The sequence below is a fragment of the Nodosilinea sp. P-1105 genome (assembly GCF_012911975.1).
GTDB lineage: Bacteria > Cyanobacteriota > Cyanobacteriia > Phormidesmidales > Phormidesmidaceae > Nodosilinea.
This window is the reverse complement of record NZ_SMDQ01000077.1, coordinates 1-26,369: the sequence shown is the minus strand read 5'-3', so window position 1 is coordinate 26,369 and position 26,369 is coordinate 1. Positions and strand designations below refer to the sequence as shown.

Annotated in this window: 24 protein-coding genes; 12 read left to right on the top strand and 12 right to left on the bottom strand. The window is 54.9% G+C overall.

Annotation, left to right across the window (positions count from 1 at the left end):
* Positions 1-316 precede the first annotated feature (316 nt).
* Genes serA through E1H13_RS22780 form a run of 4 tightly spaced genes read left to right on the top strand, consistent with a single transcriptional unit; the run spans position 317 to position 4,237 of the window.
* Entirely contained in the window at positions 317-1,897 is a 1,581-nt protein-coding gene (gene serA / locus E1H13_RS22795; protein WP_169617022.1) for a phosphoglycerate dehydrogenase, read from the top strand.
* Between the two features lie 45 nt (positions 1,898-1,942).
* Positions 1,943-2,839 (top strand): 50S ribosomal protein L11 methyltransferase, encoded by an 897-nt coding sequence (gene prmA / locus E1H13_RS22790; RefSeq protein WP_169617027.1) that lies wholly within the window; start codon positions 1,943-1,945, stop codon positions 2,837-2,839.
* A 4-nt stretch (positions 2,840-2,843) separates the two neighbouring features.
* The gene (locus E1H13_RS22785) at positions 2,844-3,044 is read left to right on the top strand and encodes a hypothetical protein (RefSeq protein WP_169617020.1); all 201 of its coding nucleotides are present in this window, start codon (positions 2,844-2,846) and stop codon (positions 3,042-3,044) included.
* 8 nt (positions 3,045-3,052) lie between these two features.
* Positions 3,053-4,237: a homocysteine biosynthesis protein gene (locus E1H13_RS22780; protein ID WP_169617018.1), complete on the top strand. Its 1,185-nt coding sequence runs from the start codon at positions 3,053-3,055 to the stop codon at positions 4,235-4,237.
* A gap of 41 nt (positions 4,238-4,278) precedes the next feature.
* On the opposite strand, the gene E1H13_RS22775 is transcribed toward E1H13_RS22780, so the two are convergent.
* Complete coding sequence (locus tag E1H13_RS22775) at positions 4,279-5,367, bottom strand: hypothetical protein (protein ID WP_169617016.1); 1,089 nt, start codon at positions 5,365-5,367, stop codon at positions 4,279-4,281.
* Between the two features lie 242 nt (positions 5,368-5,609).
* Between E1H13_RS22775 and E1H13_RS22770 the strand changes: the two genes are divergently transcribed.
* A complete protein-coding gene (locus E1H13_RS22770) occupies positions 5,610-6,455 on the top strand; it encodes a tetratricopeptide repeat protein (protein WP_169617014.1) in 846 nt (281 codons plus the stop codon).
* Positions 6,456-6,609: 154 nt separating this feature from the next.
* On the opposite strand, the gene E1H13_RS22765 is transcribed toward E1H13_RS22770, so the two are convergent.
* Positions 6,610-6,927 (bottom strand): hypothetical protein, encoded by a 318-nt coding sequence (locus E1H13_RS22765; protein WP_169617012.1) that lies wholly within the window; start codon positions 6,925-6,927, stop codon positions 6,610-6,612.
* A gap of 136 nt (positions 6,928-7,063) precedes the next feature.
* Between E1H13_RS22765 and E1H13_RS22760 the strand changes: the two genes are divergently transcribed.
* Entirely contained in the window at positions 7,064-7,702 is a 639-nt protein-coding gene (locus E1H13_RS22760) for a pseudouridine synthase (protein ID WP_169617010.1), read from the top strand.
* 120 nt (positions 7,703-7,822) lie between these two features.
* Positions 7,823-9,739 (top strand): serine/threonine phosphatase, encoded by a 1,917-nt coding sequence (locus E1H13_RS22755; protein WP_169617008.1) that lies wholly within the window; start codon positions 7,823-7,825, stop codon positions 9,737-9,739.
* 184 nt (positions 9,740-9,923) lie between these two features.
* On the opposite strand, the gene E1H13_RS22750 is transcribed toward E1H13_RS22755, so the two are convergent.
* Positions 9,924-10,160 carry a DUF4327 family protein gene (locus tag E1H13_RS22750; RefSeq protein ID WP_169617006.1) on the bottom strand — a complete coding sequence of 79 codons (237 nt, stop codon included), beginning with the start codon at positions 10,158-10,160 and terminating at the stop codon, positions 9,924-9,926.
* A gap of 499 nt (positions 10,161-10,659) precedes the next feature.
* Here E1H13_RS22750 and thrS point away from each other — a divergent pair, with 499 nt between their 5' ends.
* On the top strand, positions 10,660-12,462 hold the full coding sequence (gene thrS, locus E1H13_RS22745) for a threonine--tRNA ligase (RefSeq protein ID WP_169617004.1): 1,803 nt from the start codon (positions 10,660-10,662) through the stop codon (positions 12,460-12,462).
* 10 nt (positions 12,463-12,472) lie between these two features.
* On the opposite strand, the gene E1H13_RS22740 is transcribed toward thrS, so the two are convergent.
* Positions 12,473-12,877, bottom strand: coding sequence for an S-layer homology domain-containing protein (locus tag E1H13_RS22740; protein ID WP_206070875.1), 405 nt, complete (start codon positions 12,875-12,877; stop codon positions 12,473-12,475).
* Between the two features lie 113 nt (positions 12,878-12,990).
* Here E1H13_RS22740 and thrB point away from each other — a divergent pair, with 113 nt between their 5' ends.
* The 3 genes from thrB (at position 12,991) to E1H13_RS22725 (ending at position 17,565) form a co-directional block, all read left to right on the top strand.
* Positions 12,991-13,911 carry a homoserine kinase gene (gene thrB, locus E1H13_RS22735; RefSeq protein ID WP_169617002.1) on the top strand — a complete coding sequence of 307 codons (921 nt, stop codon included), beginning with the start codon at positions 12,991-12,993 and terminating at the stop codon, positions 13,909-13,911.
* A 672-nt stretch (positions 13,912-14,583) separates the two neighbouring features.
* Positions 14,584-16,197, top strand: coding sequence for an NAD(P)H-quinone oxidoreductase subunit 4 (locus tag E1H13_RS22730; RefSeq protein ID WP_169617000.1), 1,614 nt, complete (start codon positions 14,584-14,586; stop codon positions 16,195-16,197).
* Positions 16,198-16,944: 747 nt separating this feature from the next.
* Positions 16,945-17,565: a sulfite oxidase-like oxidoreductase gene (locus E1H13_RS22725; protein ID WP_169616998.1), complete on the top strand. Its 621-nt coding sequence runs from the start codon at positions 16,945-16,947 to the stop codon at positions 17,563-17,565.
* Here E1H13_RS22725 and E1H13_RS22720 read toward each other — a convergent pair.
* From E1H13_RS22720 to der, 8 genes are all read right to left on the bottom strand, one after another.
* The gene (locus E1H13_RS22720) at positions 17,562-17,864 is read right to left on the bottom strand and encodes a hypothetical protein (protein WP_169616996.1); all 303 of its coding nucleotides are present in this window, start codon (positions 17,862-17,864) and stop codon (positions 17,562-17,564) included. The genes E1H13_RS22725 and E1H13_RS22720 overlap by 4 nt on opposite strands.
* 236 nt (positions 17,865-18,100) lie before the next feature.
* Positions 18,101-18,910: a pyrroline-5-carboxylate reductase gene (gene proC / locus E1H13_RS22715; RefSeq protein ID WP_169617023.1), complete on the bottom strand. Its 810-nt coding sequence runs from the start codon at positions 18,908-18,910 to the stop codon at positions 18,101-18,103.
* 140 nt (positions 18,911-19,050) lie between these two features.
* Positions 19,051-19,656, bottom strand: coding sequence for a cell division protein SepF (locus E1H13_RS22710; protein ID WP_169616994.1), 606 nt, complete (start codon positions 19,654-19,656; stop codon positions 19,051-19,053).
* 634 nt (positions 19,657-20,290) lie between these two features.
* On the bottom strand, positions 20,291-20,977 hold the full coding sequence (locus E1H13_RS22705) for a YggS family pyridoxal phosphate-dependent enzyme (RefSeq protein WP_169616992.1): 687 nt from the start codon (positions 20,975-20,977) through the stop codon (positions 20,291-20,293).
* Positions 20,974-21,246 carry a transcriptional coactivator PipX gene (gene pipX, locus E1H13_RS22700; RefSeq protein WP_169616990.1) on the bottom strand — a complete coding sequence of 91 codons (273 nt, stop codon included), beginning with the start codon at positions 21,244-21,246 and terminating at the stop codon, positions 20,974-20,976. Before pipX ends, E1H13_RS22705 begins: the two co-directional genes overlap by 4 nt.
* Before the next feature lie 133 nt (positions 21,247-21,379).
* Positions 21,380-22,816 (bottom strand): anthranilate synthase component I, encoded by a 1,437-nt coding sequence (locus E1H13_RS22695; RefSeq protein WP_169616989.1) that lies wholly within the window; start codon positions 22,814-22,816, stop codon positions 21,380-21,382.
* Positions 22,813-23,727: an energy-coupling factor transporter transmembrane protein EcfT gene (locus tag E1H13_RS22690; RefSeq protein ID WP_169616987.1), complete on the bottom strand. Its 915-nt coding sequence runs from the start codon at positions 23,725-23,727 to the stop codon at positions 22,813-22,815. Before E1H13_RS22690 ends, E1H13_RS22695 begins: the two co-directional genes overlap by 4 nt.
* 9 nt (positions 23,728-23,736) lie before the next feature.
* Positions 23,737-25,098 (bottom strand): ribosome biogenesis GTPase Der, encoded by a 1,362-nt coding sequence (gene der / locus E1H13_RS22685; RefSeq protein ID WP_169616985.1) that lies wholly within the window; start codon positions 25,096-25,098, stop codon positions 23,737-23,739.
* Between the two features lie 199 nt (positions 25,099-25,297).
* Here der and E1H13_RS22680 point away from each other — a divergent pair, with 199 nt between their 5' ends.
* The gene (locus E1H13_RS22680) at positions 25,298-25,879 is read left to right on the top strand and encodes a thioredoxin family protein (protein ID WP_169616983.1); all 582 of its coding nucleotides are present in this window, start codon (positions 25,298-25,300) and stop codon (positions 25,877-25,879) included.
* The last annotated feature ends 490 nt before the right edge of the window (positions 25,880-26,369 follow it).

Here is a 26,369-nt window from a genome sequence, read left to right as displayed (position 1 = left end):
ACGACCCGTCTAAGTTGCTGCCACCTAAATCAGCGGCAGCGACCCCTTGACACCCCAAGGCCAACACAGTATCTACGGCTTCAATACCCTTCGGGAAGGGCAAAGCCCTACAAAATTCAAAATTCAAAATTCAAAACTCCCCCCATCTCCCCATCTCCCCATCTCCCCATCTCCCCATCTCCCCATCTCCCCACCTCCCCACCTCCCCATCTCCCCACCTCCCCACCTCCCCCATCTCCAAAAGTAACCTCCCCCCTAATCCCCTGCCCCGGCAATGCAGTAAAGTAGATTCTTGTGACATTTTTATGGCTGACCCATGCCCAAGGTTCTTGTTTCCGACCCCATTGATCAGGCGGGCCTCGATATTCTGTCCCAGGTGGCCCAGGTAGACGTGAACACTGGCCTGTCTCCGGATGAGCTGGTGGGCGTCATCGGTGATTACGACGCCCTGATGATTCGCTCTGGCACCAAGGTGACCAAAGCTGTGATTGAGGCGGGCCAGAACCTGAAGATCATTGGTCGGGCCGGGGTCGGAGTCGATAACGTAGATGTGCCCGAGGCCACCCGGCGCGGCATTGTGGTGGTCAATTCCCCTGAGGGCAACACCATTGCCGCCGCCGAACATGCCCTGGCAATGATGATGTCCCTGTCCCGATACATTCCCAGTGCCGATCGCTCCGTCAAAGCCGGGGAATGGAAGCGTAAAGAGTATACCGGGGTAGAAATTTACAAAAAGACCCTGGGCGTGGTGGGGCTGGGAAAAATTGGCTCCCATGTGGCGGCGGTGGCCCGGGCCATGGGTATGAAGCTGCTGGCCTATGATCCCTTTATTTCTGCCGATCGGGCGGAGCAGCTAGGTTGCCGCCTGGTGGATCTTGATCTGCTGTTTCGGGAATCGGACTACATTACCCTGCACTTGCCGAAAACTCCGGAAACAACCCATCTGATCGATGAAGCGGCGCTGGCCACCATGAAGCCGACCGTTCGCATTGTCAACTGTGCCCGGGGAGGGATTATTGACGAAGCGGCTCTGGCTAAGGCGCTGCGGCAGGGCATCATTGGCGGTGCCGCTCTGGATGTATACGAATCAGAACCTTTAGGGGAATCAGATCTGCGGAGCCTAGATAAAGGGATTATTCTCACCCCCCACCTGGGGGCGTCCACCGCAGAGGCCCAGGTGAATGTGGCCATTGATGTGGCTGAACAAATTCGGGATGTGTTGTTGGGGCTGCCGGCGCGATCGGCGGTGAACATTCCCGGGCTGCGTCCAGAGGTGCTCAAGAAACTGCGCCCCTACCTGCAGCTGGCTGAAACCCTGGGTAACCTGGTGGGACAACTGGCGGGTGGCCGGGTCGAGGAACTGACAGTGCGGCTGCAAGGGGATATTGCCAGTGGTGATAGCCAGCCAATTATGATTGCTGCTCTCAAGGGGCTGCTGTCCCACGCCCTGCAAGAACGGGTCAACTACGTGAACGCCTCCATTGAAGCCAAGGAGCGGGGAATTCACGTGATTGAAACCCGAGATGCTGATCTGCGTGACTACACCGGCTCGTTAAATCTGTCGGCCAAGGGTAGCCTGGGGGAACATTCCGTCACTGGGGTGCTGCTGGGAGGTACCGAGATTCGAGTCACCGATATCGACGAATTCCCGATTAATGTGCCCCCGACCCGGCATATGCTGTTCACCCTGCACCGGGATATGCCAGGTATCATCGGCAAAATTGGTTCATTGCTGGGAAGCTTTAACGTCAACATCGCCAGCATGCAGGTGGGGCGCAAGATTGTTCGGGGTGATGCTGTGATGGTGCTCAGCCTTGACGATCCCCTGCCAGAAGGGATTTTGGCCGAAATCCTCAAGGTGCCTGGTATTCGTGATGCCTATACTGTAAATCTGTAGCATGGGATTGGTCGATACTCTGCAGAGGCATTCGCGGTCATGGCTGTGATCAATACCTGGTGGGAAGTGCAAGTCCGGTGTGATCCAGCCCTGGAGGACTTAGTTTTTTGGCGGTTTGATAGCTTTGGCAGCCAAGGTACCTCGACCCAGCAGCGAGGCTCCACCTGTTTGATCACAGCTTACTTTCCCCAGCACCGGCTGGAGTTGCTAGACCTGTCGGCCCTGGCGCTGTTCATGCGGCAGGATGCCCTATGCAGCTCTGTGGTGCCGCCTCGGGTCAGTTGGCGAGTCATTGATGAAGAGGACTGGTCCAAAAGCTGGAAAGAGCACTGGCAGCCCCAACCGATTGGCGATCGCTTTTTGATTACGCCAGCCTGGTTATCGCCTCCAGAGGGCAACCAGCGGCTGGTATTGCGGCTAGATCCAGGGGTGGCTTTTGGCACCGGAGCACACCCCACCACCCAGTTGTGTCTGGAGTCGTTAGAAATGCGGCTGACCCATGAACGCAGTGATGTCACCATTGCTGATATTGGCTGTGGGTCCGGCATTTTGTCGATTGGCGCCCTGTTACTGGGGGCTAAGCAAGCCTACGCCGCTGATATTGATGACCTAGCCGTGCAGTCCGCCCAGGCCAATCGCGACCTGAATGACCTGCCTGAGGGGCGGATGCCGGTGCTTCACGGTAGTTTAGATGCCGTGGCTAAGACGATTCAAGCCCCGGTAGACGGGGTCGTGTGTAATATTTTGGCCGAGGTGATTTTAGATTTGATCCCGCAGCTGCACACCATTGTGGTGCCCGATGGTTGGGGCATTTTAAGTGGTATCTTGCTGGAGCAGTCTAAGTTGGTTGCCGATACCCTAGAGCAGCATGGTTGGGTGGTGGCTACCCTGTGGCGGCAGCAAGAGTGGTGTTGTTTGAATGTGCGGCGATCGCCAGCCTAACCCCATGACCTCTTCCAGTAGTTTCAGTTTCATTGTTAAAGTTGTGCTGGCCTCAGCTGCCCTGGGGGCTGTGATCAAGTACGTCATCCCCCGGTGGTCGGTGTCCCCTTCCCTGGGGCTGGCCTTGGGGCTACTGCTGGGGCCAGCGCTATTGATGGCTGGCCTACTCTGGCTGCAAGCCCGCCCCATTGACGATCAGGCCTAAGTGCAGCTATGCGCTCTATCGACAGTATTAACGACAAAATTCGCCAGGGCCAGGTGGTGGTTCACACTGCCACCCAGTTTAAGGCCCTGGCTCAAGAACAGGGAATTGCTCGGGCTGCTAAAGCTGTCGATGTGGTGGTCACCGGTACCTTTGAACCGATGGAGTCCTCAGGGGCGATTCTGAATTTAGGGCATACCGATCCCCCCATTAAGTTGTTGGAATGCTATCTGAATGGGGTGGCGGCTTATGCGGGCTTTGGGGCCGTAGATGTGTATCTGGGAGCCAGCCAGCCCAGCGTTGCCGGGCGGGGGGGAGAACCCCTGGAAGCCGAAGAAGCCCGCGAGTATGGCGGCGGTCATGTGATTGCAGATTTGATTGCCGGGCGGAGTGTACACCTGCAAGCAACCGGCCATGCTACCGACTGCTACCCCCGGGCTAGCCTTGACACCACCATCACCCAGGACACCATTAACCAGTTTTACCTATTTAACCCCCGTTGCTTATACCAAAATTTCATTGTCGGGGTGAATGGTGGCGATCGCCCCCTATCCACCTATCTGGGGCCGCTGCAACCGCGCCTGGGCAATGCTGTCTATGCTAATCCTGGGGCGCTTTCACCCCTGCTAAACGATCCCGATTTGGCTGCGATTGGCATTGGTAGTCGGGTATTTTTGGGGGGCGGTGTGGGCTATGTGGCCTGGGAAGGGACCCAGCATTTTCCCTTGCAGCGGCGGCTAGCCAACCGCACCCCCATTGGTCCAGCGGCAACGGTGGCGCTGATCGGCGATGCTAAAGCCATGCAGCCCCACTGGGTACGGGGCTGCTACTTCAAAGGCTATGGACCGTCCATGATGTTGGGGGTAGGGGTGCCAATTCCGGTGCTCAATGAGGCGATCGCCGCCCACTGTGCCGTTCAAGATAGCGACATTGTGGCCCCGGTGATGGATTTTTCGATTCCCCGCCGGGTGCGGCCTACCTTTGGCCTGGTTAGCTACGCCCAGCTTAAATCGGGCCATATTACCATCGAAGGGCAGGCCGTACGAACTGCCCCCCTGGCTAGCCTGTACCTAGCTAACCAAGTGGCTGAGACGCTCAAAACCTGGATTGAGGCTGGACAATTTGAGCTGACCAGCCCAGTTGCCCCCCTGCCTAGCGATCGCGCCTTTTTACCCCAAGATGCGCTCAGTGGTTAGGTTATTAGAGCTATTCCTTAAACTGAGGTTTCTACCCGGTGCTAGTCTTGAGCAGGTTCCTCGGAAGCGCCTTTCTCCACTGGTGGTTTGCGGGGGCGACTGCTGCCTTTAATCACAGGTCGCCGACTGGGTCCGGGGCGTCCGCCTGGGCCGCGTCCCCCTGGCTTGCCTCGTCGGGCAGCTGCTCCCTTAGGCCGCTTTTTAGGGGGCACAATCCCCACGGTGCTGGACTCCTGTACCACCAGGATTTTGGCCTCTCGTTTTACCTTAAAATCCCAAAAATAGCCTACCGTGCGGCCTGTAATCTCCCCTTGCAATAGCAACTTAAACGACTTGGCATTGCCCGGAGGACGTTTGGCCGCCTGCATAATCTTGACCGTGATCGACTGATCATCAGGCTCGTATTTCACGACTTCCCCACGAATGGAAAAGAAGTTGTCATCAACGCTAGGTAATTCTGTCATTGGGGATGACTCAGCCGCTGATGCCTGGTCTGCCTCAGCCTCGTCTGTTTCTGCCTCAGCCTCGCTGGTGACGACCGTGCCTTGATCCTCGTCAGTTTTTGATTCCCCTGGTAGTCCTAGGGTCTCAGGTTCCCAAACCCCAACAATCTGCAAATGTAAGTCTTGCTCATTGGGTTCAGCTTCTTCATCACGTCGGGTGCGAGGATAAACGACCCATAGATGGGACTTATCTAAATCCAAATGTTTTTTCACCAGACTGGTGACTCGACCCAACAGCACTGAATCAATCACATAGCCATCGTCAGTGGTCAGATTGCCGCGATTCAATTGATCCGCTTCGGTGGGCGCATAGGTGCCCCGCACCAAACCAATAGCTCGATACTGCATCGGCTCGCTAGGCGGCGCAATTGGCTGATAGCGAGGCCCTTGGGGGCTCTCCTCCACCGCCTGGTTGTTAGCTTCCGGGGCTGGAGTGGTTGTCGCTGTTGGAGGCTTAGAGATTGCAGACTTTGCCTCCTGGGCAGGAGCCGGGGGACGCACCGGCCGCTGGGGCGGAGACACTAACTTTGGCCGTTTCGGGGAAGGCTCAGTGCCTGATCCATTCTTTAAGGAGTTTTCTATCGTAGACTGATCTTGCTTGGATGTGTCTCGCTCTGCAGAACCCATGGCACCACCGACCTCCTCTCAACGTAAACCAACTGCTTGCATAACCATCAACTGGTCTGTAAGCCTAGCGTAACACTCGCGCTCTGCCCCATTACACACCAAATTTATCAAGCCACCGGGTTAGCTCAGCCGCTCTTCTTTAACATCCAAAGAAAGTCGTCAACAATCCGTATTGTTTTCAAGTTTCCTTTCAACTTCTTTGCTAAGGTAGCCCTGTCAGCTCTAGGAGTAGAGGTATTGTTGTGACTGCAAAACGAAATCGTTGGCTAGTGGGGACAGTGCTAACCCTGGCCTTGGCTGCCTTTTTGTCCCTATCGCTGTTGCCTTTTTTTGGGGCTAACAACCGCCAGGCTGACAGTAATGCTGATACTCCTGCGACCGATCCGTCCTCGATGCAGGCCGAGCTAGAAGCCCAAGCCCGGGGCTACGAGCTGGTGCTAGAACGGGAACCTGATAACCAAACCGCCCTACAAGGGCTGGTGGACGCTCGCATCCAGTTGGGAGATATTCAAGGGGTGGTAGAGCCCCTGGAGAAGCTGGTAGAGCTTAATCCTGATGTACCGGAATACGCCGTTCTGTTGGCCCAAACCAAGCAACAAATCGGTGATCTAGAAGGGGCTGCTCAAATCTATCGGGACGTTCTAGACCAACAACCAGGCAATATGAATGCCCTACAAGGGCTAGTGGCACTGTTGATCCAACAGGATCGGCCCCAGGCCGCCACTGGCTTACTACAAGACACCCTGAAGACCGCCGAGCAGTTGCAAGATGATCCGGCCGTGGTGGGCATCGATACCCCATCGGTCAAACTACTGCTAGCTCAGGTGTATGTCGAAACCGGTAACACCAATCAGGCTTTGGCCCTCTATGAGGAAATCATTGCCGAAGCCCCTGACGATTTTCGGCCCGTCTTAGCTAAAGCCCTAGTGTTGCAAGAGCAAGGGGACCAAGACACCGCCCAGTCACTGTTTGCTCAGGCCTCTGCTATGGCCCCAGCCCAGTTTAAAGACCAAATCGATCAGATGGCTAGCCAAAGCCAACTACCTGCTGTTGATGGCATGGAAGAGGCTGCCCCTGCCGATAACTAGTGCCCAGGCGTGGCTGAATGGAGGCATGAACCTTCAAAAACGCCAACTTCGCGTGGCCTCTTATCTGGCCTGTTCGTAGGGCTATACCCCCCATCCAGGGGGACAGGGATATCCAACCTACCCCTGGACTGGACCTGTGGGTTTAAATAATCGTCTAGGCGGTCGCTTGACTAGCCTCTGTGCCCCGGTTGGGTTTAGAGCTGGAGGAGGAACTGATAGCCTGCCCGCTCTCTACCGGTTGAAACTCAATATGGTTGATCAAGGTGGTGACAAAAGCGAACAGCAGGAATGGTAACGATAGCACCAAAATCAAGCCCACAGTCACCAAGGCAAACACCGGCTGCTGCGCCCCCATGAGCGCTAAAGAGGCGGCCAAGCTCATGAACAAAATCACCAGCCAGACAATAATTTGGCCATAGATATCGCCAAAGGTGAGGGTACAAGCGAAACGATATTTGTTGTCGGTGTCCATGACACTGTCCTGCAATGATCTGTAGCTTTCAGCATATCGGGACAGCCCTAGGGACTGAAGTTTCTCAACATTTCCACAAAAGTTGCAATGAAATGTTGCAGACTGGGCGACGGTACCGATTGGATAGGAGGCTTCTATGAACTACCGCTACGTTATTTTTTACAAACCTTATAACGTCGTGAGTCAGTTCAGTGGCGATCGCCCTTCAACCCAAAATCTAGTTTCCCAGCCCAGCCAGCCGTCAACCAGACGGGGTGATCCGGATCAGCCGCCGTCAACCCTGAAGAACTTTATTAGTATCCCTGATGTTTACCCAGTGGGGCGGTTAGATCGTGATAGTGAAGGATTGATGCTGCTGACCAACCATGGCCGTATTCAGCATCGCTTAAGTCATCCCCGGTATGGCCACCCTCGCACCTATTGGGTACAGGTCGAGTACATACCATCACCTCAGGCCCTTGAGCAGTTGCGTCGAGGCATCACCATTCGAGGTTATCGAACCCGACCTTGCCGCGTGACCCAACTTGAGGCCGATCCACCCTTGCCGCCCCGAGTCCCGCCCATCCGAGAGCGCCGGGCTATTCCTACGGCCTGGTTAGAGATGACCTTGACAGAAGGGAAAAATCGTCAAGTTAGACGCATGACTGCCGCAGTTGGGTACCCTACGTTAAGGTTGGTAAGAGTGGCCATTGCTCACCTCAGCCTAGGTGCATTACAGCCTGGTGAATGGCGAGAGTTAACCCAGGTTGAGCGGCAAGCGTTATTGAGCCTGTAGAACAGGCCAAAGTGGTATAGAGCAGCTACTACAGGTGCCGTCTGCCAAGCTCTATGAGCGTATCTCTCATCGACCGCCGAGTGATCTCATTTCCTTAACGTTCGACCATCCTTTCTCAAGATGCTGTGTTGCCCTTTCTGTCAATTTGAGAACCCTGACTCGCAGCTGTTTTGTGACCAGTGTGGACGCTACCTGCAACGCTGGTGTGCAATTTGCATCCCCCGTGGGGAGACATCTCCCCCAGATAGGCCGAGCGACGATAGCTCCTATGAGGATAGCGCCTATTTAGATGAGGCTAAACGATATCGATACCTTGATCACTTAGATTACCTAGCCAGCGGAATAGTCTCCCTAGATAGGGTCTTAGACTGTGATGTCCAGGCTACCTCGCCGTTAGAATCGTTGCAGGAGGCCTGGTTCGACAGCGCTCCTGCGCCCCCCGCTTCGTCTGTGGGGCCGACAGTCCCCCCTGAAGCGATCGCCTATCTCGCCCTCCAGGTGGATGCTTTTCCGGCTGTGCCTGAGTTGCATAATGCCTTGGAATCAGACCAATGGGCCGTTTTGTTGATCGAGGATCGGTTTCATTGGCAATCGTTGCTAGAAGCTTGGCCAACTCAGGACGCCAGCCCTTGGCAACAGATGCAGTGGCTCTTTGAAATGACGCTGCTGTGGCAAGCCCTGGACCCTTGGCAAACCCAAACGACGCTTCTGAACCCTCAGGCCTTAAAAGTAGATGCGAATTATGGGCTTTGCCTGACTCATTTAGATCCAGTGCCAGTGCCTGAATCATTACCCTTGCAACGATTAGGTGAATTTTGGCAGCGATCGCTACCCCTAACCCCCCATACCGCTCCCACTGTGGTGCAGGTGATTGAGGCTGTAGCTGACGGCACCCTGACCCAAGTGACGGAGGTGCAGCAGCAAGTGGCGATCGCAATGGATGCCCTGCGTCCGGCTAACCGCCCCCATGAAACGTCTAATCCAACTGGGGTGTCGGCGTCCAGCCAGGGTTCTGACTCCCCTGAGTATTCTGACTCCCCTGAGGATGATGTCATGTTGGCCTTTCCGATTGATTGGGACGCCGATGCTGATACCGACGACCCAACCGATCCAGATCTCAAGGACTTGGCAGACTTAATGTCTTCAACACTGGATAATTCAGACGATGAGGGCAATCCCCCTAACGAGTTGCCGACCACAATCTTACCGATGAAATTGGCCCAAGTGGATAATCTTGGGCAGAGCCATGTGGGCCGCCAACGTAACCATAATGAAGATTGGTTTTTGACCCAAACTCATCTGACCCGAGCCAGCGATCCCAAAAATTCCACCCTCAGTGCTAAAGGGTTATATATTTTGTGCGATGGCATGGGGGGGCACGCCGCTGGGGAAGTGGCCAGTCAAATGGCGGTTGAAACCTTGCGCAATTACTTTGCGGAGCGCTGGGCAGATACCCTGCCCGATCAAGCTGCATTAATAGCAGCTGCGATTCAGGCTAACCAGGCTATTTTTGACATTAACCAAGCGAAGGCTAGCTCAGGGATTGGTCGCATGGGTACCACCCTGGTGATGGTGCTATTACAAGACCTAACCATGGCTGTCACCCATGTCGGTGATAGTCGTCTCTATAGTTATTGCAAGCGGCTTGGCTTGCAACAGTTAACCGTCGATCACGAAGTCGGTCAACGGGAAATCTATCGAGGCATAGAGCCAGCCATTGCCTATGCCCGCCCAGACGCTTATCAGCTGACCCAAGCCCTAGGGCCACGGGACCAATCTCACCTTAGCCCGACCGTCAGCTATCACGACATCAGTGAAGATACCCTGCTCATCCTATGTTCAGACGGGCTCAGTGACAATAATTTGCTAGAGAGCCACACCGATACCCATATCGCTCCGTTACTCAGTTCTAGGACGAATTTGGAAACCGGTGTTAGCCAATTGATTGATTTGGCCAACGAAAAAAACGGTCACGATAACATCACCGTCGTTGTCGTTAGAGTTAAGCTGAAACCCGATATGGGCTTTCTAGGGTAAAGTAGCGCTGACCCACCGCTTCATAAATAGATGAGATGCATGCATGGTACAGCTACCAATAAACCTACACCAACCTTTGTTTGCCTGAAGGCCCCCTACCATCCTTGATAAAGGGGTAGGGGGCTTGATGATTTGCTGTATCGGAGGCCAAGCCCGCTATAGAAACTAAGGTATCAAGGGATGCTTAGTCCTCTTCCCAGGACTGCACAGCCAGCAAATCCTGGATTGGGTCTTGGGTCGAAAATTCGAACTCTTCGAGTTCTTGCTTCCAATGGGCCCAGTCATCCCCAAATAGGAAAGCAATTTTCCAAATGGGATCGGTTGGTTGAACCATTTTGGATTTTTTCACTAAGGACTCCACTTGCCGCTGGAATTTCACCATAGGGTGGGCGACAGCGAGGTCGACAATGGCTTCAGTCATATTTCAGGTGTTAAAAGCTCTTCAGAAAGTTCAATCCGTTGCCAGTACACACAACCTTGAGACTTATGTACTTACTAGCTTTAGATCTCAGTCAGGTAGCATAGCACAACACACTCGACAGCAAACAAATTTGTAGATAAATGCTAACTAAATTATTTGGAGTAATGGGTATGACCCCCTTAATCGTCCCTTAGCCCGTCAAGTTTTAAGAAAAATTGACTACCCTCTCTGAAGAAAACCCAGGTAGGGCTGAGGGCACTAGGTGGACAAGGCTATCAGACCAATAAACTCAGCAAAATAGTTTGGCTAGGTAAACCTACAAGTTCGCTAAGGTAGTTGCCTAACTCAAGCTAGCATAACTTGCTAAGCGTTGGGGGATATTGGGTAACATCCGTCCTTTGAGGGAGGGGTAACCGTACTCGAAGTCCCCTCACAATGGCGCAGCCAATAGTCGCTAAACTGGTTCTAGTCGTTACCTATTCACCCAACCCATTCACCCATGGCCTCTTCTGCACAGCCAGCTAACTCTTCCGTTGTCTTACCCCGCACCAGTGAGTCAGAAGACCTGAAGCGGATTCGCCATACATTTTCCCATGTCATGGCGATGGCGGTGCAAAAGCTGTTTCCCAAGGCTCAGGTCACCATCGGTCCCTGGATTGACTATGGCTTTTATTACGACTTTGACAGTCCTGAGCCCTTCACCGAACAAGACCTCAAAGCGATCAAGAAAGAGATGATCAAAATCATCAACCGGAAGCTGCCGGTGGTGAAAGAGACGGTCTCCCGGGCCGAGGCGGAGCAGCGGATCGAAGCACTGGGGGAGCCCTACAAATTAGAAATTTTGGCCGATCTGGAGGATCCAATTACTCTCTACCATTTGGGGGACGAGTGGTGGGATTTGTGTGCTGGCCCCCATGTGGCCACCACTGGGGATCTGCATCCCAAGGCCTTTGATCTAGAAAGTGTGGCTGGGGCCTACTGGCGTGGCGATGAAAACCGGGCTCAGCTGCAACGCATTTATGGGACGGCCTGGGAAACGCCGGAACAATTGCAAGAGTACAAGCGACGACGGGAAGAAGCCAAGCGCCGGGATCACCGGAAGTTGGGCAAAGAGTTGGGATTGTTTATTTTTGCTGATGAGGTGGGGCCAGGGCTGCCCCTATGGACCCCCAAAGGCACTATTCTGCGAGAAACCTTAGAAAATTTCCTGAAGCAAGAGCAGGTGAAGCGGGGCTACCAGCCGGTGGTGACCCCCCACATTGGCCGGGTGGATTTGTTTAAGACCTCTGGCCATTGGCAGAAGTATAAGGACGACCTGTTCCCGATGATGGGGGCTGAAGAGGACGAAGGATTTGTCCTGAAAGCGATGAACTGCCCGTTCCACATTCAGCTGTATAAGGCGAGCCTGCGTTCTTACCGTGAGCTACCCATGCGTCTGGCGGAATTTGGCACCGTCTATCGCTATGAACAGTCGGGGGAACTGGGGGGGCTTACCCGGGTGCGAGGCTTTACCCAGGATGATGCTCATCTTTTTGTGACCCCTGAACAGCTGGATGATGAGTTTCTAAAGGTGGTAGACCTGATTCAGTCCACCTTGCGGGCTCTGAAGTTAGATCAGTCGTTTCGAGCTAGGCTGAGTTTCCGAGACCCTAGTGCCGATAAATATATTGGTTCTGAAGCAGCCTGGAGCAAGGCGGAAAATGCTATTCGCCGCGCTGTGGAAACCCTTGGTATGGCCCATTTTGAAGGGGTTGGAGAAGCGGCTTTCTATGGTCCCAAATTGGACTTTATTGTGCGGGATGCCCTCGATCGCGAGTGGCAGTTAGGCACCGTCCAGGTGGATTACAACCTGCCGGAGCGATTTAACCTGGAATATGTGGCTGAAGATGGTTCCCGCCAACGTCCGGTGATGATTCACCGCGCCCCGTTCGGTTCTCTGGAACGGCTGATTGGTATTTTGATCGAAGAATATGCTGGGGATTTCCCTTTGTGGTTGGCCCCGGTACAGTTGCGCCTGTTGCCGGTAACGGAAGAGCAGGTAGGCTTTGCCCAATCGGTAGCCGATCAATTTCTGACTCAGGGGGTCCGGGTGGAAGTGGACACCAGCGGTGATCGCTTAGGCAAGATGGTGCGCAATGGTGAAAAAGCCAAGGTGCCGATTATGGCTGTGGTAGGGGCCAAGGAATTAGAGGCCAATGCGTTGAGTATCCGTACCCGAGCCCAGGGAGAACTGGGGGTTTTACCAGTGGCTGACGTGGTGCAGCGGGTAACCGGGGCGATCGCCAATCGGGAAGACTTCTAAGTCATCGCGCCTATAGTTGGCGCAGCTCCTCTAAGGATGCTTCCATGGCATCAATAATGGCGTTCACCTCTTGCAGGTTTTCTTGCTGCTGTTGGACCACCATCTGGGTGAGTACCGCCATACAGGCGTCCATCCCGGCGGCAAACTCGTAGCGGCTGACGGTATTGTTCCCTTGAAAGGTGCCATCGGGATAGCCACTGATGCAGCCATGGACCCCTGCCAAATTTAACAGCGCCTGGTAGGCCCAGTGGTCTTCGGGCACATCGCTAAACGGCATCACCAGTTCAGACGAGCCGTCTTGAGCCTGTTCCACAGGGACAGGGGCGGCCCAGCTAGGGGCTCCTAGGATGATCGTTCCCATTGCTGTCCCTAACCCCAGTATCAATGCCTGTCGCAAGCGGTTGGATAACGCCATGGCCAAAGCCTCATTCATCATATTCTAGTGTGCCAAAGGTGACTCAAAAAGTGGTACTATCCACATCGCTTTTCTCCTCCCCCTGACTCGTCCACCATTTGGAGCCTGATGCCGTGTCCCCAGCTGTCACCGTGACTGTGCCTGCGACAACCGCAAATATTGGTCCGGGATTTGATTGCCTGGGGGCGGCCCTGAGTCTGTACAATCGCTTCCAATTTACGGCTGCGGATGGGGCGGCCGGAACACTAACAATTCAGGTGACTGGCGAAGAGGCGGATCGGGTTGCTACCGACAGCCGCAATCTGGCCTATCAGGCCTTCACGTACCTTTACCAGCAGCTAGGGCGACCGGTGCCTGCGGTGGCGATCGCCATTGACTTGGCCGTTCCCTTGGCCCGGGGACTGGGGAGTTCGTCCACGGCGATTGTGGGAGGGCTGGTGGGGGCGAATCAGTTGGCTGGGGTACCCCTAGACCAAGCGGCCCTGACCCAGTTGGCCATTGCCATGGAAGGTCATCCCGACAATGTGGTGCCAGCGCTAACGGGGGGCTGCCAACTCGCCGTTGCCTCTGAGCCGGAGGGGGCCTGGGTGCTCTGTCCGATCGCCTGGCATCGCGACGTGATACCCGTGGTGGCTATCCCTGATTTTGAACTATCTACCGCTGCGGCTCGGCAAGTCCTTCCCCAACGTTATAGTCGTGCCGATGCCATCTTTAATACCGCCCACTTAGGACTGCTGCTGCGGGGCTTAGAAACCGGGCGGGGAGATTGGCTGCGGGTTGCTCTCGGCGATCGCATTCATCAGCCCTATCGGCAGACGCTAATTCCTGGCTATACGGCGGTGGCGGCGGCGGCCAGGGCCGCTGGCGCCCACGGATTAGTCATCAGTGGCGCTGGACCAACCCTGTTGGCTCTGGCCCCCAGGAATGGGGCTGACGCGGTACGTCAGGCGATGGCTGATGCCTGGACACAGGAAGGACAGCGGGTAACAACGCATAGCCTCGCCCTTGACACAACTGGCGTCAGGATAGCCTAGGGCAGCGTCAAGTCTTGAATTTAGGGTTTCCAGATGTAGAGATTTGGTGGCATCAAGGTCCGAAATCCCCTCCTTTGGAGGCCTGCGCTAAGCGTGTCGAAGTGGGTAGGGGTGGGTCAAGCAAGCCCGACGGAACCCACCCCGCCCTCCGGGCACCCCTCCAAGGAGGGGATGTGGCAGACTTTTCTGCTGCATGAGATTCCATCGAACTGGCGTTCAATAGCGAGTCATTTGTAACTCAATTTAACAATCAGAGGTATTGAGTTACATAAATGTGACTATTCACTTTGATTAAGGAAAATCCTTTGAGGCCCTCAAAGCCTTGTAATACCTTTATATCAGCGATTTTAATGTCAATGTTTTGCAATTCAATGACAAAATCGCTTATCAAATGTTTATTAAGTTTCCTATACTAGAGCTGGCGCAAAGATAGGTATTTCTCTCTATCGATATTGCGGTCCGGTTTGATCCCCTAAGTCGTCCCTTAGGGGTAGCGCTTCTTTAAGCTAAAGTCCTCCGACCTGACCCACTAGGGTAGGCCGCCGCGAACAGCATAGGCAAATGATCCTGGTGTTTTAGCAATCCAGGGCAAGTGTCGACCCTAAGCCGCACTGAAAACCGGAACGCCGAATGCGCTGGCTGTTTTGTATGTAATCCCTCACGAGAATTGTCATGCTTACCGAGCAATTTCCGTGGCTAACGACCCTAGTTTTGCTACCGCTGCTAGCCATCCTGCCAATTCCAGTGCTACCCGACCGCAAGGGGCAGACCTTACGCTGGTATGCCTTGGGTGTTGGTTTCATCGAATTTTCCCTAATTCTCTACACATTTATTAATTTTTACGATCTGAATCAGCCTGGTCTACAACTGACTGAAAGCTACACATGGGTTTCCCAGTTAGGTTTAACCTGGTCTGTGGGAGCCGACGGTTTGGCCATGCCTCTAGTGGTGCTGAGTGGTCTAATCACCACTCTGGCAATCTTGGCCTCTTGGAACATTACCAATCGGCCTCGGCTGTATTTCAGCCTGCTGCTGGTAATGTACAGCGCCCAAGTGGGGGTTTTTCTGGCCCAGGATCTGGTGATGTTCTTCCTGATGTGGGAACTGGAACTGGTGCCGGTGTACCTGCTGATTTCTATCTGGGGCGGTCAGAAGCGCCTGTATGCGGCTACTAAATTTATTCTTTACACGGCCATCGGCTCTATCTTTATTCTGATAGCAGCGTTGGCTATGGCCTTTTATGGCGACACGGTCACATTCAATTTGACTGAGTTGGCTCAAAAAGAGTACGCCTTACCTTTCCAAATCCTGGTTTACTCTGCGTTCTTGGTGGCCTTTGCCGTGAAGCTGCCAGTTTTCCCCCTGCATACCTGGTTACCTGATGCCCACAGTGAAGCCCCGGCGGCCGTGTCGATGATTTTGGCTGGGGTGCTGCTAAAGATGGCAGGTTACGGCATCATCCGCATGAATATTGAAATGTTGCCTGACGCCCATCTGTATTTTGCCCCGTTCCTGGCCATTCTGGGGGTTGTGAACATCATCTATGCGTCGATGACGGCATTTGCCCAAGACAATCTGAAGCGGCGCATGGCCTATTCTTCAGTGGCTCACATGGGATTTGTGTTGATTGGCTGTGCTAGCTTTACCACCCTGGGTATGAGTGGAGCTATGCTACAGATGATTTCCCACGGGCTAATTGCGGCGGCTATGTTCTTCCTGTCTGGGGTGACCTACGAACGTACCCATACGTTGGACATGGATGTGATGGGTGGTATGGCGCGCAAGATGCCGGCTACGTTTGCCTTGTTTACAGCTGCTTCGATGGCGTCTCTGGCGTTACCCGGCATGAGTGGGTTTGTCAGTGAGATTGCGGTGTTCTTGGGAATGGCCACCAGCGATGTCTACAGCACTAGCTTTAAGACCGTCATTATTGTGACTTCCGCCATTGGGGTGATTCTTTCTCCCATTTACCTGTTGTCGATGCTGCGGCGGATCTTTTACGGCGATGCCGGTCAAGTGGTTACCAAGACGGGCAACATTCTAGATATTCGTCCTCGGGAATCGTTTGTTGCCCTCTGTCTACTGGTGCCTATTATTGGGATTGGCCTATACCCCAAGTTAGCGACTCAGGTTTATGACGTTAAGACGGTTGAGGTTGCTGGGCGGGTGCAAAATACCCGGTTGGTAGCCGAACATCCTGGTGCGCTTTATGCCCATGTTTTGGTGGCACCCCCTGTGGCGATCGCGAATGCTGCCACTACTGCTGGAACCAGCGTGGTTGACTAGCAGGCTTAGCGGTCAGGATTTTCGATTCATCCGACACTAAACCAAGTCCAAGTCCAGACCTGACGTTTTGCCCCTGGGAAGACTCCAGGTCCTGAGCTGGGTTGTGTATAGCTTACGTTTTGGTGAGGGTTATCAAGGCAGGGTTAGATCTTGGGTCTAGCCCTGTTTTTTATGGGGATAAGGGTGTCAGGTTCTGGGTGTCAGGTATTGGGAATGGTTGGTTGAGTCTGTAACAAAGTGGTGGAGGCGACTGAATTTTTCAGCATATTCCCGGACAGTTAAGAGACCGTCTCTAGGGAACCCTAATTTACAAATTCGCCCTTCACCATTTAATCAGAGGGCGCTGAACCTCGTTTGTTGTCCTGATTTAAACTGTTAGCGCTATGGCTAAACACCATTACTGTCCTCATTGCCAGAATCAACACCTTCTGCGCATTGGTGTGCGTGGTATTCGACGGTGCTCGCGCTGCCATGCTTATGTGGACGTGCGCTCAGGGAACTGGCTAAAACGGTTGATTGCTGGTCTAGCGGCTTAGTATTGCCTGATAGAACTATGACTACTACTGAAGGTGTCAGGTTTGAGGTGTCAGGCATCAGGAATGGTTGGCTGACTTATGTCGCAGGGTACCAGGATAAGCAGCAGGGGAATCCTGGATGTCTCAAGGCCGGGGGGTTAAGGTCCACTACTGGGGAGAGGGTCTTTGAGTATTACCTTAAGCCGCGATCTTGGCTACCGTGTAGATAAAGATGTCTCGTATTCCTAGGACAGCACTTGTGGGTAAGTATTTTCATAAACCAGGGCCAGAACTACGCGATCGCGTTCCCCCAGGGCAACACTTGGCCAGTGGTTTTCCGGTATTGACCTACGGCCAGACCCCGGCTGTTTATCCTGAAGACTGGACCTTAACCATATCGGGGTTAGCAGAATCTCAGGTGTTCCGCTGGGATCAGGTGATGGCCCTGCCCCAAACAGACTTTACCGCCGATTTTCACTGTGTCACCACCTGGTCTAAGCTAGATGTGACTTGGCAGGGGATAGCCATTCCAGACCTGATGGCCCAGATCACCCTTGATCCCCGGGCGGCCCATGTGATGGTGCACTGCTACGGGGGCTATACAACAAATTTGACCCTGGAGGACTTTAGCCGCCCTCAGAATTTCTTAGCCCACACCCTAGATGGCAAGCCCTTACCGCCAGCCCATGGCGGCCCGATGCGGGTGGTTGTGCCCCACCTCTATGCCTGGAAGAGCGCTAAATGGATTAGTGGGTTAGAGTTTTTGGCTGACCCTGAGCTGGGTTTTTGGGAGCGCAATGGTTACCATCACCAGGGAGACCCCTGGGCTGAGGAGCGCTACAGCGATCGCTAGCGATTACCATAGCGCCCCCAGCTTAAAAAGGCGGTGACCAGGTATAGCACAATCATGGAGCCGATGATAGAGGGGACAATCGCTACCCCTTGAAATGCCCACTCTAACCAGGGAACGGTCCAATTGTACTGGGCTAACAACTGCTCAGCCATCCACTGACCGACAAAGACACCAATCAAGCCAATTAAGACTAGCCCCACCGCTTTACCGGGAACCTGACGGGGAATCAAGATGGTGGCGGCAGTGGCACAACCAATGGCAATCAGGACTTGAATTGAAAGTCGAACAAGCTCATCCATGGTGGATTGTCTGGGAAAACCAGTGATTGAGGAATGGGGCCGACAACAAACCTAAGCGATCGCACCTGTTTGAATGGCCTTCCACGGAGCCTGTGGCGGCTGGGTTTAGAAGGCAAGTAGTACCCTGATTCTAAATTTCCCAAGCTGACAAAAAATAATCTCAGTTTAAATAATACTTTATGTTTGCCAAGGCGGGTGGGGGCTCGTTGACGGCACTGACCCTCGTACCCCAGCGCTTATGACTGGCCCAGTTCGCGAGAGCGTCGATAGGCGGCGCCCACTGCCTCGATCAGGGCCGATCGCAACCCGGCGGCTTCTAACTCAGCCACCCCGGCAATGGTGGTGCCTCCAGGACTGGTGACCCGGTCCTTCAGTACCCCCGGATGCCAGTTGGTTTGTTGCAACAGTTCAGCGGTGCCTTTGACGGTTTGGATGGCCAGCTGTAGGGCTGTGGCCCTGGGCAGCCCGGCGGCGACACCACCATCGGCCAGGGCTTCAATCACCAGGGCCATGTACCCCGGCCCGGACCCTGATAAAGCCGTGACCGCATCCATCAAGGTTTCGGGTACCTCAATCACCTCCCCCACCGACTCAAACACCAGTCGAGCCTGCTGTTGGTGCTCTGGGGAAATGTCGCGACCCAGAGCCAGGGCGGTCATACCGGCCCCAACGGTAGCAGGGGTATTGGGCATGGCCCGAATGACAGACCAGCCGGGGAATCGCCTGGTCAGGCGGTCTAGGGGTACCCCAGCCAAAATTGACAGTAACAGCGGTGTGCCGCTAAGCACATCTGAAGAGAGGCTATCAGCGACTGTGTCTAAGACCTGGGGCTTGACCGCTAACAATAGAATATCGGCTTCAGCGGCTACGGCCTGATTGTCGTCCGTCGTCTGCAGGCCATAGGTTTGCTGTAAATAGTGGCGGCGACTCGCTTGGGGATCGCTAACCCAAATGGTGTCTGGGGTAAATTTTTGCTCAGCAAGAAGGCGGGATATGAGAGCTTCTCCCATAACCCCGCCGCCAATAACCCCTAATGTCGCATTCAGCATAAATTCTCTTTACCTAGGCTAATGCCCCTGTGGGGCGCTAGCCTGCATTATGCCTTAACGACAAACCCAATGAAACCTTGCCGGCTAATTGGGTTGTGAGTAATCACCCGATGGATTGTCCATGTGCTGTCAGCAACCTAGGCCATACGAGCCATGGACTCGGTGGTTCCCCAGGCGGGGGCAGGGGGTACCTGACCGGCCATGGGCATGGATTGGGGTTGACCCATCATGGGCATGTCTTCTTCGTACTCGGTGGGGGTGCTGACCTGGACACAGTTGGGGGTGAACAGGAAGATGCTTTCACCGATGCGCTCTTGGTGACCGTCGATGGCGTAGGTCCCGCCAGCGACAAAGTCCACGGCCCGTTGTGCTTGATCAGGATCCATGATGGTCAGATTCAACACTACAGACTTGCGTTCCCGCAGGGCCTGAATCGCTTGGGGCATTTCTTCGAAGGAGCGGGGTTCCATTACCACCACTTCGGAGGTGCCGTTCATGGCACCAGGCATACCAATTACATTGCTGGCCATCGGGGTCATTCCTGGTTCAGTAGACATCATGCGATCGCGACGAACCCGCCGATTACGGGGCTCTTCAGGCTGAGGTTGAACAATGGGCTGGGGATTTTCCTCTTGGTAGAGATTTTGATACTCTTCCCCTTCCATCTCTTCATATTCATATTCGTAATCTGCTGGATCGTTCAGCCCAACGAAGTCCCGCAGTTTGGAGAAAACATTGCTCACAACTTACACTCCACGATGACTATCACTCACTTAGGAAAAGCATTACCCCGGAATTGACCAATAGGGATATCATGCTTCGGTTATACGAGGGCCATGATAGCGCCTATTTTCAATTGTCAACGCTTTTTTTGAAAGATTGGGGCAGCTTTTCTCAACTAGGGGTTCCCGTACCCTTGACGGCGATGCCAGGTTAACGATTACGTCAATCTCTGGGCTGGAGGCCAAGGCGGGTTTTGTAGAGTCTAATGTCCTGAAAATAGGACTTAGCGCTCAAATATCCTGATTACAGAATATTGAGTCCACAGTATACACGAAATTCCAGAAACGGACGGTTGATTCACAATTAGTTAAATACTTTTTTAATGCCCGCTTCCTGGCTGGGGTGTGGGAACAATTCAGCGGATAGAATCTGGCCATAGAAAAATGACGTCTACCCACCAGAGTGCCTGTGTTCAGGTGGAGGAGGGGTTGAGTTAGCGTTAGTGGGCAACGGCTCATCGCGAGATTTAGATATTTACTCGCTCAGCACACTGACCTGAGCACAGTAGCTGTCCTCGGGATTGTTTTTAGGTGGGAATGCACTTAGTAACTCAACTGGAAGTTGGGATACTCCTGGGTGTTGAAGGACGTGATGCTACTGGGGGCGGGGGCCAAACAAAACCGTGCCCAGGCGAACCATGGTCGATCCAGCGGCGATCGCCTGCTGATAGTCCCCGGACATGCCCAATGACAGCTGGTCCAGGGTGAGGTGAGACCAGCCCCCTTGGTTGATGGTTTCAGCCAGCACCCGGGCGCTGACAAACACCTGGGTAATGGTGTCGGCATCAGCAGCTTGGGGCGGAATGGCCATGATTCCTCGGAACTGGAGATGGGTGAGTTGGTTTAATTCAGGCAGCAGGGCAGGCAAGTCTGAGGCATCAAATCCATACTTGGGTGGGTCAGGCACCATCTTCACCTGGAGGCAGCACTGGGGTTGTTTTTGCTGTTCCGCCGCCGCCTGGTCCAGCTTGCGGGCCAGCTTCAGACTATCGACAGAGTGAATCCACTGGAAATGCTCGACGGCCTTACGGACTTTATTGCTTTGGAGATGACCAATCAGGTGCCAGGTGATGTCTGGCAAATCTGTGAGTTGGGCTTGCTTGGCGATCGCTTCTTGGACTCGGCTTTCGCCGATATGGCGGATACCGGCATCGTAGGCGATGCGAATCACCTCGACCGGTAACAGTTTGGTCACGGCGATCAGGGTGACAGCAGGGGGAATCTGCTGGCGAAGGCGATGGATGGTGTCAATAATCGCCTCCGCCTGAGGGGCAGTGGTCATTGAAACGTTTGTTTGTAAGTGCTTTGGAGGCGAGCATAATCGGCCTGCTGGCCGGCCCGGCGCAGAACGCGCATGCGGCTTTCTAGCATCAGGCGGGCATTGCTGCGACCCAGGGGCTCGAACACCAACCCGTCTCCGGCGGAGTGGGTGACTAGAAAGAACAACCGCTGGGCATACAGGGTAGCAAATAACTCTTGACCGTCATCTACCATGCACACCCTGAAGAGCAGGCCAAAATTAGGATGGTTGAGGTAAGTTTCTGTGCTCATTCAAGTTATGAAAGAAGATGGAGTCTTTATCGGGAATGCCTAAATGTGTCAGTTACATTCGCCACATGCATTCTAAAACTTGTTGTGCATTCTGCATGCAAAATACCAGAGATTGTGAAGAATGGCGGATGGATTACACCCCCAGGGCTAATTGTTGAGCCTTGGCTTTTTGCAGAGACTCGAACCATTCTCGCTGGGGATCGCTATCTGCTACAATCCCGGCTCCCACCTGTCCCCAAACGGTGGCGGGATGGGTTGTGTCCTGAGGATGCCCATACAGTAGCGTGCGAATCAAGATATTTAAATCAAGTTGCCCCCGCCGATCGAGATAGCCGCAGGACCCATAGAACAAACTGCGTCGCACCGGTTCGATGGCCTCAATAATTTCCATGCAGCGCACCTTGGGACAACCGGTAATCGTGCCCCCCGGGAATCCGGCCCGGATTAAATCAACCGCTGTGCACCCCGGTTGTAGTTGCCCCACCACATTGCTGACCAGGTGCATGACGTGGCTGTAATACTCGACAGTTAGCAGCTCGTTCACCTGCACTGAACCCCACTGGCATACCCGCCCTAGGTCGTTGCGCTCTAGGTCAACCAGCATGATGTGTTCGGCTCGCTCTTTGGGATTGTTGAGCAGGGTTTCTGTGTAGTGGCGATCGCGCTCAGCGGTTTCGCCCCTGGGGCGGGTGCCCGCAATCGGCCGGGTTTGGGCTGTCGCTCCCCGCAGCTGGACCAAACGCTCGGGAGAGCAGCTGATCACATCGCCCCAGGGGGTGCGCCAGTAGCAGGCGAAGGGGGAGGGGTTGATGGCATGGAGGCGGCGATAGAGCGACCAACTGTGGGCGGTGGTGTCTGTGGCAAACCGCAGGGAGAGGTTGACCTGAAACACGTCGCCAGCCCGGATGTGCTGTTTGGCCCTGGTGACGGCGGCCTCGTAGTCCAGCTGGCCCATGCCCAAGCAGAGAATGGGTGCCTCTGGCTCGGTGCTGGGGGCGATCCCGGTCTGGGCTGGGGCAGAGCGCCATGTTTTTTCCAGAGTATCTAGCTCCTGGACGGAGGAAGCCCCCAGCCAGAGGCGTTGGGCCTGGTGGTCGAGAACGGCAAAGGTGCTGGGTTCATACCACAGGGCCACCGGAAAGGGTAGGGTATCGGCCCGGTGCTGGGGCAGCCGCTCAATTTCCCAGGCCAAGTCGTACCCCAGCCAGCCCAACCAGCCGCCGGTAAAGGGCAGGGTGTGATTGGCTAGATCGGCTTCGTCACCCAACAGAGCTAGGGTTTGCCCCTCCTGTAGCCGCTGGGCCAGGGTGGGCAGAACCTGGCCAATGCTAGGAGTCCATAGGCGGGGCTGTCCCTGCACCCAGCGGGGTGGCCCCGCACAGATGGAGTAGCGGCTGTGGTGATGGTGAGCCATGGCCGGCAGAGGGTAGGGGCTCTCTAGCAGAGCGGCCAGGGTATGCAGGCTGGGGGGCTGCCGCAGCAGGTGACCATAGAGGGCTTGAAAGATGTCAGTGCCGGTGCGCTGCTGCAGCGGATGCGATCGCACCAGCCAAGGCGATTGCTGGATCAACCCTCTCCCCCCCACATTAGCCTGGCCCACCAAAAGGCCACCAGCAGCCCCAGGGCAAACCAATCCCAACGGCGAAGCACCAGTTGGTACCAGCGCACTCGATGCTGGTTGGGGCTGGTAAAGCCGCGCACCTCCATGGCGGCGGCAATTTGTTCCGCCCGCAGCAGCAGGTTTTCTAGCAGACGTTCGACCACGGTGAGCCACACCTGGGCCGACCCCTTAAAGCCCAACTTTTTCCAGTTGATTGCCCGAGTTTGCACCGATCGCACCAGGTTTTGCACCTCTTCGAGCACCAGGGGGATAAACCGCAGGGACAGGGTCACCGTCAGGGCAATTTCGGTGACGGGCAGGCGAAACCAGCGCAGGGGTGCCATCAGGGTTTCGAGGGCCAGGGTGATTTCTTCGGGGGCGGTGGTCAGCAGGTACAGGTTGGTGCCGTAGATCAGGGTGAATAGCAGGGTGCCGATGCGAATACCCAGGTTGAGCGATCGCCGAGTAATGGTGATCATGCCCCAGTCCACCAGCACATAACGGTAGGCGGTGGGCTGGGGCAGGTCTGGCAACTGCTCTGGGGGATCGGCCAACACCGCTGTATCGGCCGGGGTCGGCAGGCGGGGAGTCTGGTCTACCTGTAGGCCATCGGGCATGACAAAGGTAAGCAGCATCACCGCTGAACTGAGCAAAATCAGCCAGCCCAACTGGCGCCGGGCTACCCGGAAGGGAATTTGGGCCAGCAGGGTCAGCAATAACAGTAGCCCCACCAGGGCAAACCGCCAATGGGCACTGGCCAGAATGGGTGTGACCAAAATGCTCATCAACCAGGCCATTTTCACCCGGGGATCAAGCCGATGCAGCCAGGTAATCGGCTGCTCTAGGTAAAGACCAATGGGGAGCGATCGCAGTAAATCCATAGGCCGAAATTACACCTTGGTGGCCCGGTTGGCGCTACCCCGCTCTAGGTCGCGCATGGCCTTGCCTCGCCAGAAGAAGCGAATGGGGGTGCCCTCAAAGCCCAGGTTTTCGCGAAACTGCCGCTCTACATAGCGACGGTAGTTGTCTTTGAGTAGCTTCGGGTCATTCACAAACAGGGTAAAGGAGGGCGGTCGGGCCGTGACCTGGGTGCCATAGTAAATGCGGCCCTGGCGGCCCTGGCGGGTGGTGGGGGGCGTGTGCCATTTGGTGGCTTCTTCTAAGACCTCATTCACCACCGAGGTGCTGACCCGACGGCGATGTTGTTCTACCGCCTGGTTAACCAACGCCAAAATTTTAGGCACCCGCTGCCCCGTCTTCGCACTGACATAGATGCGTTTGGCCCAATTTAAAAAATTAAGCCGCGCGGCAATTTGATGGTCAAAGTCGTAAATGGTGTAACTGTCTTTTTCCACTGCATCCCACTTGTTGACCACAATCACACAGGCGCGACCGTCTGCTTCGATGCGACCGGCCAACTTTTGGTCTTGCTCGGTCACCCCATCCAGGGCATCGATCACCAGCAGCACCACATCCGCCCGCCGGATTGCCTTAAAGGCCCGGTTAATGCCAAAAAACTCGGGACCATAGTCCACACTTTTCTTTTTCCGAATGCCCGCCGTATCCACCAGGCGGTAGAGTTGATCGTCGTAGGTGACTTGCATGTCGATGGCGTCGCGGGTGGTGCCAGAAATGGGGCTGACAATGGCGCGCGATTCCCCCACAAAGGCATTGAGCAGGCTGGATTTGCCCACGTTGGGCCGCCCCACAATCGCCACTTTGATCTCCTCTAGGGCTGCTTCTTCGACGGTTTCCGGCAGGTACTCCACCAGGGCGTCGAGCAGTTCCCCGGTGCCGTTACCGTGGATGCCTGATACTGGGTAGGGTTCTCCCAGTCCCAGCTCCCAAAATTGGGCTGCCTGCACAATCCCCTGGTCCACTGACTCGCACTTGTTGACGGCCAGCAGCACTGGTACCGATTGCTGCCTGAGCCAGGTGGCAATCTCGCGATCGGCCTCGGTAGGACCGGTTTGCCCATCCACCACCAGCACCGCTGCACTGGCTTCGGCCAGGGCCAGCTGGGCCTGTTCACGAATATAGGGCAAAAATTCGGTGTCGTCGTCAAACACCAGACCACCGGTATCCACTACTAAATAGTCGCGATCGCGCCAAAAGGCCGGTTGATAGGTGCGATCGCGGGTCACCCCCGGCTGGTCATGGACAATCGCGTCTTTGCCCCCGGCCAGGCGGTTCACCAGGGTAGATTTGCCCACATTCGGGCGACCGATAACCGCAACAACAGGCAGTGGCATGGCAGTAGGGAGAAACGAATAAGGTATAAGCTCAGAGGTTAGGGCCATCATCCCTAAAGACTGCCCCATCAACTGAGACTCAAAAATCTCAATCCTCTTATTGTAGCTATGGGGCGACGGTCTGGGGAATTGGGCTTGATTAAACCCTGACCTGGCAACAACCGTTAGTATTGAATTGATCAGATAGGAGGCCCAACCCATGGTGATGGTGGAATCAACAATGTTGCCCCTAGGCACCACTGCCCCTGACTTTGCCCTGCCCGATGTGGTCACGGGCCAAACCGTCACCCTGGAAAGCTTTGCCGGAGCCCCCGCCCTGCTGGTGATGTTTATTTGCCGCCATTGTCCTTTTGTGAAGCATGTGGAGCAAGAGATTGCCCGCATTGGCCAGGACTATGGCACCAAGGGCTTAAGTATCGTGGCAATCAGCGCCAATAGCCTGGAAACCCATCCCCAGGATGGCCCCGAACACCTCAAGACCCAGGCCCTGGATTTGGGGTTTACCTTTCCCTACTGCTTTGACGAAACCCAGGTGGTGGCCCAGCGCTACACCGCTGCCTGCACGCCAGATTTCTTTGTGTTTGATGGCGATCAAAAGCTCGTGTATCGAGGGCAGCTCGATGATAGCCGCCCTGGTAATGACGTGCCCGTGACCGGTAAAGACCTGCGAGCCGCCCTCGATGCGGTGCTGGCGGGGCAGCCGGTACCAGCCGAGCAAAAGCCCAGCATTGGCTGCAACATTAAATGGACCCCCGGCAACGAGCCCGCCTACTTTGGCTAAAAAAACATGACATTAACCTTTTTGACAGCCAGCCGAGGAGGGTAGATCTGAATACGGCATGCTTTGTGACTTTGCCCGCGCGCTTAGCGAATCAATGCGAACGGCGGGAACAATAACCCAGTACTGATTGTCTTGTAACCAAAAGCACTAATTTAATTTAGTGTTCTCAGTGCATTTACCGTTTGCTCCGGCCAAACGTCTAAACCCGCTCCCATGCCCCGGCTCAACCCCGGTGCAATGTCTAAACCCTAGTCGGTGAACTTGCCCATCGACTGTTTTGCCGACAGATCTATTCATCTACTTATGCCTATTGCCGCTGACTCGTTCTGGGGCGGTTGCGTCGCGGCTGTCTAAACCAGCATCGATTTTGAGCACGTCCTCCGTAGGGGAATTTTTGAGTATGAGCACTGTAACTCCCGGTTCGCTCATTTCTAAGGAGGTTCCTCAGATTCTGGCCCCAGCCGAGTGTAAATACTCACCGGGAAGTTGA

Coding starts and splice junctions, on each gene's coding strand:
- E1H13_RS22725 (WP_169616998.1), top strand. CDS start 16,945: ATGTCTCGTATTCCTAGGACAGCACTTGTGGGTAAGTATTTTCATAAA.
- E1H13_RS22680 (WP_169616983.1), top strand. CDS start 25,298: ATGGTGATGGTGGAATCAACAATGTTGCCCCTAGGCACCACTGCCCCT.
- E1H13_RS22740 (WP_206070875.1), bottom strand. CDS start 12,877: ATGGCGTTATCCAACCGCTTGCGACAGGCATTGATACTGGGGTTAGGG.
- E1H13_RS22755 (WP_169617008.1), top strand. CDS start 7,823: ATGCTGTGTTGCCCTTTCTGTCAATTTGAGAACCCTGACTCGCAGCTG.
- E1H13_RS22780 (WP_169617018.1), top strand. CDS start 3,053: ATGCGCTCTATCGACAGTATTAACGACAAAATTCGCCAGGGCCAGGTG.
- E1H13_RS22760 (WP_169617010.1), top strand. CDS start 7,064: ATGAACTACCGCTACGTTATTTTTTACAAACCTTATAACGTCGTGAGT.
- E1H13_RS22765 (WP_169617012.1), bottom strand. CDS start 6,927: ATGGACACCGACAACAAATATCGTTTCGCTTGTACCCTCACCTTTGGC.
- E1H13_RS22750 (WP_169617006.1), bottom strand. CDS start 10,160: ATGACTGAAGCCATTGTCGACCTCGCTGTCGCCCACCCTATGGTGAAA.
- E1H13_RS22730 (WP_169617000.1), top strand. CDS start 14,584: ATGCTTACCGAGCAATTTCCGTGGCTAACGACCCTAGTTTTGCTACCG.
- E1H13_RS22705 (WP_169616992.1), bottom strand. CDS start 20,977: ATGACCACTGCCCCTCAGGCGGAGGCGATTATTGACACCATCCATCGC.
- thrS (WP_169617004.1), top strand. CDS start 10,660: ATGGCCTCTTCTGCACAGCCAGCTAACTCTTCCGTTGTCTTACCCCGC.
- der (WP_169616985.1), bottom strand. CDS start 25,098: ATGCCACTGCCTGTTGTTGCGGTTATCGGTCGCCCGAATGTGGGCAAA.
- E1H13_RS22785 (WP_169617020.1), top strand. CDS start 2,844: ATGACCTCTTCCAGTAGTTTCAGTTTCATTGTTAAAGTTGTGCTGGCC.
- E1H13_RS22720 (WP_169616996.1), bottom strand. CDS start 17,864: ATGGATGAGCTTGTTCGACTTTCAATTCAAGTCCTGATTGCCATTGGT.
- serA (WP_169617022.1), top strand. CDS start 317: ATGCCCAAGGTTCTTGTTTCCGACCCCATTGATCAGGCGGGCCTCGAT.
- E1H13_RS22775 (WP_169617016.1), bottom strand. CDS start 5,367: ATGGGTTCTGCAGAGCGAGACACATCCAAGCAAGATCAGTCTACGATA.
- pipX (WP_169616990.1), bottom strand. CDS start 21,246: ATGAGCACAGAAACTTACCTCAACCATCCTAATTTTGGCCTGCTCTTC.
- E1H13_RS22690 (WP_169616987.1), bottom strand. CDS start 23,727: ATGGATTTACTGCGATCGCTCCCCATTGGTCTTTACCTAGAGCAGCCG.